Annotated in this window: 5 protein-coding genes; 3 read left to right on the forward strand and 2 right to left on the reverse strand. The window is 74.6% G+C overall.

The features are described from left to right. Window positions 1-809 precede the first annotated feature (809 nt). The 3 genes from PT931_RS33780 to PT931_RS33790 are packed head-to-tail and all read left to right on the forward strand — an operon-like array spanning window position 810 to window position 4,216. Window positions 810-2,729 (forward strand): hypothetical protein, encoded by a 1,920-nt coding sequence (locus tag PT931_RS33780; protein WP_456249779.1) that lies wholly within the window; start codon window positions 810-812, stop codon window positions 2,727-2,729. After that, a complete protein-coding gene (locus PT931_RS33785) occupies window positions 2,726-3,562 on the forward strand; it encodes a DUF4397 domain-containing protein (protein ID WP_456249780.1) in 837 nt (278 codons plus the stop codon). Before PT931_RS33780 ends, PT931_RS33785 begins: the two co-directional genes overlap by 4 nt. Before the next feature lie 12 nt (window positions 3,563-3,574). After that, on the forward strand, window positions 3,575-4,216 hold the full coding sequence (locus tag PT931_RS33790) for a class F sortase (RefSeq protein WP_456249781.1): 642 nt from the start codon (window positions 3,575-3,577) through the stop codon (window positions 4,214-4,216). Between the two features lie 57 nt (window positions 4,217-4,273). On the opposite strand, the gene PT931_RS33795 is transcribed toward PT931_RS33790, so the two are convergent. Both PT931_RS33795 and PT931_RS33800 read right to left on the reverse strand, forming a co-directional pair. Continuing rightward, window positions 4,274-6,130 carry a hypothetical protein gene (locus PT931_RS33795; protein WP_456249782.1) on the reverse strand — a complete coding sequence of 619 codons (1,857 nt, stop codon included), beginning with the start codon at window positions 6,128-6,130 and terminating at the stop codon, window positions 4,274-4,276. Further along, window positions 6,127-6,889 (reverse strand): tetratricopeptide repeat protein (locus PT931_RS33800; RefSeq protein WP_456249783.1); only part of this gene is annotated, 763 nt, incomplete at its 5' end. The genes PT931_RS33800 and PT931_RS33795, both read right to left, overlap by 4 nt.

The raw sequence follows: 6,889 nt of genomic DNA on the forward strand, positions 1-6,889 counted from the left end.
CCGTCGGTGATGCCGCCCCGCCGGTCGGCCGGCGCGGGGGATGCGGTGAACAGGGTTCCCGTGGGGAATTCGTTGACGTTCGGTGATCGGATGGGCGGCCCGGCAATTGTTCGCGGTGGACGGCGAAATTGCTCATTCAGGGGATGCGAAGCGGTGCGTCGGAGGTATTCGAGTTTCAGTGCCGCTGTCCGGTCGCATCGTGGGAGGTATTCCCTAACGCCCACATCTGGTCCATGGAAGGGGAACCATGGAGTTAGTTCCACGGCGGAGGAGGTGATGGCAATGTGGTGGTGGGATCACGGTATACAGATCTGGATCAACGTGAGCCCCTGGTTCCACTGGAACTGGTTCCCGTTCCCGTGGTGGTAGGTCCCAAATGAGAGGTGGGAATTACTCTGTCCGGCACCTTCGTCAGGTGGGCGCGGCCCGGGGGTTGAGCGGTACCCCGACGTCGCGCCCTCGCGTCACGGGCACAGCCGGCGCCTTCCGGGGATGGGTGCGGATATGATTTCCCACAATTATTCGTTGCCGGTCGGGCTGCGGATGGGTACGATCTCGAAAGAATTCGAAAAGGTCTCCGGCATACGGCGCGACGCGTCAATCGCATACCAGTCACGCTATGGGGCACGTTAGCGGACCTAGCGCCGGAATACCATTTTCGGCGGATGGTTCCACTGGAAAAGCCGCGTTATCCGCCACGCATTGTCGAGCCGTTGTCGGCGCACGGTACAGCTCCTTGCGTACCCGTCTCGATCTCTGTTATGCCTTTCCCGTAGTCGGCCCTGGGGGCCGTTCACTGGGGAGTTTGCATGAGCCCGCCGGGCCCGATCGTCGGATACGAGGAAGCGAGCCACGACCGGGAGCCGCCCGGGCCGGGGTCACGCCGTCGCACGCCGCTCGGCAAGAGTGGAGCCGGACCGGCCCCCGTCGACCGACAGCTTCTGCGACCTCCGGCTCCCGCCGTCCTCGAGGCCCACCCGGCCGAACCGGCCACGGCGGCGCCGCCCGCATCGGGACCGGCCAGCGCCGACCAGTTCGCGCCCGAACCGGCTACGGCCCCACCCGCGCCTGAACCGATCAGCGCGCTCCCGCCAGCTCCCGAACCGGCCGTCCCCACCCGATCTCTGCCACGCTGGGCGGCCCTCGCCGTCGAGATTCCCGCCTTCGCCCTGGCCGCCGTCGCCGCCCACGCGGCCACCCGGAGCACCCCGGTCACCGGTGCCGAGGCGGCCCGCATCGCCGCCCTCGTCGAGTGGGGACTCCCCGGTGCCCCGGTCACCGGCGGCGGCTGGTCGGCGCGCCTGCTCGACGGTCTCCTCGCCGGCTGGTTGTCCTCGACGGGCGGCCTGCTGCGCGACCTGCCCGCAGTGCTGGCCGTCCGGCAGGCCGTCCTGCTCGCCACGCTGCTGGCCCTCGCGGCGGTATGGCTGCTGACCCGGCACCTGGGCCTGTCCGTGCCGGCCCGGGGCGCCGTCCTGGTGACCCTCGCCATGCCCGGCCCCGCCGTGGTGTTCGCGGGCACCGTCACCCCCGGCCCGCTGGCCGCCGCGTTGCTGCTCCTCGGGGTCCTGCCCTTGGCCGCCCAGCGACCGGGCACCTGGTCGGGGCTGTTCGGGCTGCTGAGCGTGGCCGTCGGCGCACTGCTGGTGCCCGCCGCCCTGCCGGGGATCCTCGCCGGGCTCGCCGTGCTGCTCGCCGAGGGCGACCTGTCCGCGCGGCTCGGGGCCCGCTGGCGGTACGCCGCCGCGGGCCTCGTCGGAGCGCTCGCGGCGGCGGGCCTGTGGGCGGTGGCCGACTCCGCGCCCCACCCGCCGCCGGTGGCCGGGTGGGAGCTCGCGCTCGGCGCGGTCGCGGTGGCGCTGACCGGGCTGGGGCTGACCCGCCGCTGGTCGCGCGCGCCGGCGGTGGCCGTCCTCGTGCTGACGGCCACCGCGTTCGTCGCGCCCGCCGGCCTGTGGGCGGTGGCGGTACCCGCCCTGGTGGTCGTCGCCGCGTCGGCCGCCGAGCAGGCGCTCCCGCGCCGGACCCCGGCGTGGCCGGTCCGCGTCGCGCTGGTGGCGACGGCCGCCGTAATCCTCGCGGGCCTCGGCGTGACCCAGCTGCTCGCCGTCCCCGGGATCGCGTCACTGGACCCCGTGCGCGACGCCGCCGCGTGGGTGGGCGCCGAACTCCCTGCCACGGAGCGCGTCGCCGTCGAGGACGCGCTGCGGGCCGACCTTGTCCGGGCCGGACTGCCCGCAGCGCGGATCGACCCCAACAGCGTGTGGCGGCTCTCCCGGGGCGGCACCGTCGGGGTCGTCGCCACCTTCGGCCCCGTGACCGTCAGCCGGCGGGACGGCAGTGCCGCGCCCACCGGCGAGCAGCGGCGCACCCGGGCTCGGGCGGGGGCGGCGCTGGCCGGCAACCCCAGGCTCACCCTGACCCCCGTCGCCGCCGACCTGCTGCGCGCCGGGGACGTCGAACTGCGGCTCGTGCTGCTGCTCGGCACGGTCACCGGCCAGCACGCGCTGAAGATCCAGGACTTTCCGGGGGTACCGGGGGAGCGGGGCACTCCCGCCCGACGGGTCCTCGTCACCGCCGTCGACGGCCGCCCCGCGACGACGGCGGAGTCCACGGCCCTGCTGCGCGCGTGGCTGGACCTGCAACGCGAACCGTACCGACCGCAGGGCACCACCACCACGGCCGAGGGGCTGCTGGTGCGCTACGCACTCTTCCCGGAGGAAACATGAGAGCCACCCGTCTGGTCGTCGCCACCCTCGCGGTCGCGGCGGCCGCCCTGACCGGCGCGGCCCCCGCCCAGGCGGCGTCGGTCGGCTACGTCCGCCTCGCGCACCTGTCCCCGGACACCCCGGCGGTCGACGTGTACCTGTCCTCCGTCGGCGGCGGCACCGCCCCCAAGGTGTTCCCGTCCGTCGGCTACGGGGTGCTGTCCACGTACATGCCGCTGCCCGCCGGCACGTACGCGGTCGCGATGCGCGGCGCGGGCTCCCCGGCCTCGTCCACGCCCGTCCTGAGCACGTCGGTGGAGGTGGGCTCCGGCGGCGCGTACACGGTCGCCGGCGTCGGCCGGTACGCCGACCTGGGACTGCGGGTCATCACCGACGACCTCAGCCGCGCCGACGCGGGCGCCCGGATCCGGGTCATCCACGCGTCCGTCCGCGCCCCGCAGCTGACGGTGTCCACCACCGACGGGCAGAGGGTCGCCGACGCGGTGGCGTTCGCGTCCACCAGCCCGTACGCGGTGACGAAGCCCGGCCGGGCGACCCTGCGCCTGCAGGGCGGCACCCCGGCCCCCACCACCGTCGACGTCGACCTCGACGCCCGCTCCGTCTACTCCCTCGTCGTCCTCGACGGACCCGGCGACGCGCTGTCCACCGTGCTGCGGCTCGACGCGCGCGGCGACGAGTCCACCCCGAACGGCGCGGTCGAGGCCGGCGGCGGCGGGACGGCCGGCACCCCGTGGTCGACGTACGCCCTGCTGGCCGGGGGCGCGGTCCTCGTCGCGGCCGGGCTGCTCGTGTGGCTGCGGTCCCGTCGGCGTCCGGTGGCCGTGACCCGATGACCGGTCCGGCCGGTGACTGAGCGCCCGGCCCGGGGCTCCCGCCGCGCCCGGCCCGGCCGGCACCGGGCCCCGCGCCGCGCCATCCCGGCGGTGGCCGCCCTGCTCGCCGCCGCCGGCCTGCTGCTGGCCGCCGTCGCGCTGCTGCCCCGGTCCGCACCGGAACCGGCCGGCGTCTCCGTCGGCCGGCACATCGTCGCGGCCCGCCCGGACGCGCCCACGTCGATCAGGATCCCCCGGATCACCGTGGACAGCCCGCTGGAGACCCTGGACCTGGCCCCCGACCGGACCCTGACCCCGCCGAAGGACTACCAACGCGCCGGCTGGTACGCCGGCGGCGCCGCACCGGGGGAGACCGGCCCGGCCGTGATCGCCGGACACGTCGACTCGCGGACCGGCCCGGCGGTGTTCGCGCGCCTGGGCACCCTCGCGCCCGGCGACCGGATCGAGGTCCACGGCCCGCGCGGGATCGTGCGGTTCACGGTGACCCAGGTGCGCCGGTACGACAAGGACGCATTCCCGACCGCCGCCGTGTACGGGCCCACCACCGACCCCCAGCTGCGTCTGATCACCTGCGCCGGACCATTCGACCGGGCCGCGCACAGCTACCGCGACAACCTGGTCGTGTTCGCGGCCGCCGACCCGGTCTTCACCTGACCCGGCGGCGCGGAACGCTGCCGTGTCCATGTCCGCGCGCGGGCACGTAGCCAGAGCTCACAGGGTCACTGCGGCCTGGGCCGCGACGCACAGCCCGACGACCACCACCAGCCCGGAGGTCGCCAGCGGGGCGATCCTGCGCACGAGGGTGCCGGTACGGCCGGTGAGGCGGGGTTCCAGGCGGTGGCGCCAGCGGGCGAGGAGGAACCCGATCCCGACGAGGGTGGCGGCCATGCCCAGGCCGTAGCCGAGGACGAGGACGACGCCGAACCAGGTACGGCCCAGGGCGATCGCGCCGAGGAGGACGACGACGGCGGACGGGCTGGGCACGAGGCCGCCGGCGAAGCCCATCGCGGTGACAGTGAACAGACTCAGCGCGGATCGTGGCCCCGTTCCCGCCCCGGTCGGCGTTCCGTGGCTGTGGCTGTGGCTGTGGTCGTGTGCGGCCGTGTCGGCGTGGCCCACGTGCTCCGGTTCGTCGCGTGGGACGCGGACGTGGTCGTGCGTGTGGTGATGACTCGTGGAGCCGAGTGTGGGAGTACCCGCCGCGTGCGCCCCCACCAGTTCGGGCCGGTGACCGTGGTCGTCCTGCGGCGCGTGGTGATGACCGCCCGTCTCGTGCGTGTGACCGTCGGAACCGTGACCGTGGCCCTTCGGACCGTGGGTGTGCCCACCCGGCCCGTGATCGTGCCCGCCGTGACTGTGGAGGTGCCCGCCCGGACCGAGCGTGTGCCCGTCCGAAGCATGGGTGTTCCCGCCCGGGCCGTGGGTGTGCCCACCGGGTCCGTGGCTGTGACCGTGGGAGAAACCCCGCCCGAGCCATGCCCGGTACAGCAGTACTGCGCCGACGGCGGCGAGGAGTACTCCGCTGGCCAGTCCGAGCCAGCCGTACACCCGTTGGGGTGCGAAGGCCAGGGTCGTGGACAGGAGAAGGCCGAGGATCATGACCCCGCCGGTGTGGGTGAGGGTGACGGTGGCCGCGATGACGCCCGCGTGGCGTAGGGATCCGCGTTCGGCGACGAGGTAGGCGGCCATCACGGTCTTGCCGTGTCCGGGGGCCAGGGCGTGGGCCGCGCCGAGGACGAGGGCGATGAGGACGGCGAGTACCCCGATGGTGAGGGTGAGTTTCGGGCGTCCGATGAAGTCGGTGAACGCCAGCGTCAACCGGTCGATGCCCCGGTTCTGGGCGCCGGCGGTCCCGTTGGCGGCGGGTGGGGCGGCGGCGCCTCCGGGGGCGGCGGTCAGGTGCGCGGCCCGGATGTCGGGGGGCGAGGTCAACTGCTGTTCCGGGTACGCGGTCAGCCGGTTGCTCGGGCTCGCCACGGGCACGTCGCTGGCGGTGAGCGTGACGGCGTCGCCGACGGCGGTCACCTCTCGCCAACCGATCCGGTCGGGGTAGGCGTCGCCGGAGTACCCGAGTTCCGTGGTCGAGGCCACGGGTGTCTCGGCACGTAGCCGGCACTCCAGGCGCAGGGTGGGAAGGCCCGCCGTGCCGGCCGGAAACGTGATGGTCCGCGCGGTCACGGCCACGGGCACCCGTCGGCCCCCGACGGTCAGTCGCACCGCGTCGCCGATCCGCGCGCACTCGCCGGCCGCGTAGGCGTCGGACTCGCCGGCGGACGGGGTCGCGTCGCGCCAGAGTTGTTGGCGGAGTTGGTAGGCCGGTAGCTCGGCCATGTCGACCACGTAGTCGATGGTCGTGCCGGCGGTGTCGACGGTCAGCCCGGCGTACTGGTTGGTGGTGAAGTTCCCCAGCGGATGCGCGCCGGCCGGGGCCGCCCCCAGTAGCACCGACCCGACGAGTACCGCCCCGAGGATCCCGAACCGGATCCCGGGCCGCCACCGGCTCCCGGCCCGCGACCGACCCCCGGACCGCCGCTGGTCCCCGATTCGTCGTCCGGCCCCGGTCCTCATCGGGCCCCGCCGAGGTTCGTGAGCGCCGCGCGGGCCCGGGGTGCGTGTGCGACGGAGAAGTGCGGGTTGATGGTCAGGGCCGTCTCCAGGTGGGTTCGGGCGTGTTCGCGGTCGCCGGTGGCGGCCTCGATCACGCCGAGGTGGTAGGCGAGCAGAGCGCTGCGGGTACCGAGCCGTTGGGCCTCGCGGGCGTACGGCAGTGCCTCGGAGGATCTCCCGTTGGCGTGCAGGGCCCAGGCGAGCGCGTCGGCGGCGAACACGCTCTTGCGTGCGGCGTACGCCGCACGGGCCGCTTCCAGGGCAGCGGGGGCCGCGTCGTGGTCGGCGTCGAAGAGAGCGAGTTCCAGGTCGGTGTTGACGCCCTGTGCGGCGAGCAGGCGCTGGGAGGCGCGTACGAGGTCGTACTGGGCGCGGGCTTTCGCGGGGTCGCCGTTGGCGGCGAGCAGGTCGCCGTACTCGGCGAGGTAGGTCGGGTTCGGCAGTCGGGTGACGACGGCGGCGTAGTCGGCGAGGGCGCGGGCGGTCTGGCCGCGTGCGGCGAGGACCCGGGCGCGACCGATGCGCAGGGTCACGTCCTGCGGGGCGCGGGCCAGGCCCTCGTCGAACCGCCGGCCGGCCTGGTCGAGGTCGCCGGTGCCGAACGCGAGTTCCCCGAGCTGGTACAGCGCGAACGTGGTCGTGGCCGCGTCGGGTGCGGCGGCCAGGGCCCGTTCGAGGGCGGCGCGCGCCCGGCCGGGGTCGCCGCGCAGTTCCCAGGTG

Source organism: Longispora urticae (genome assembly GCF_053902585.1).

Bases quoted from the DNA above. Each gene is read 5' to 3' on its own strand.
- PT931_RS33780 (WP_456249779.1), top strand. From the start codon at position 810: ATGAGCCCGCCGGGCCCGATCGTCGGATACGAGGAAGCGAGCCACGAC.
- PT931_RS33785 (WP_456249780.1), top strand. From the start codon at position 2,726: ATGAGAGCCACCCGTCTGGTCGTCGCCACCCTCGCGGTCGCGGCGGCC.
- PT931_RS33795 (WP_456249782.1), bottom strand. From the start codon at position 6,130: ATGAGGACCGGGGCCGGACGACGAATCGGGGACCAGCGGCGGTCCGGG.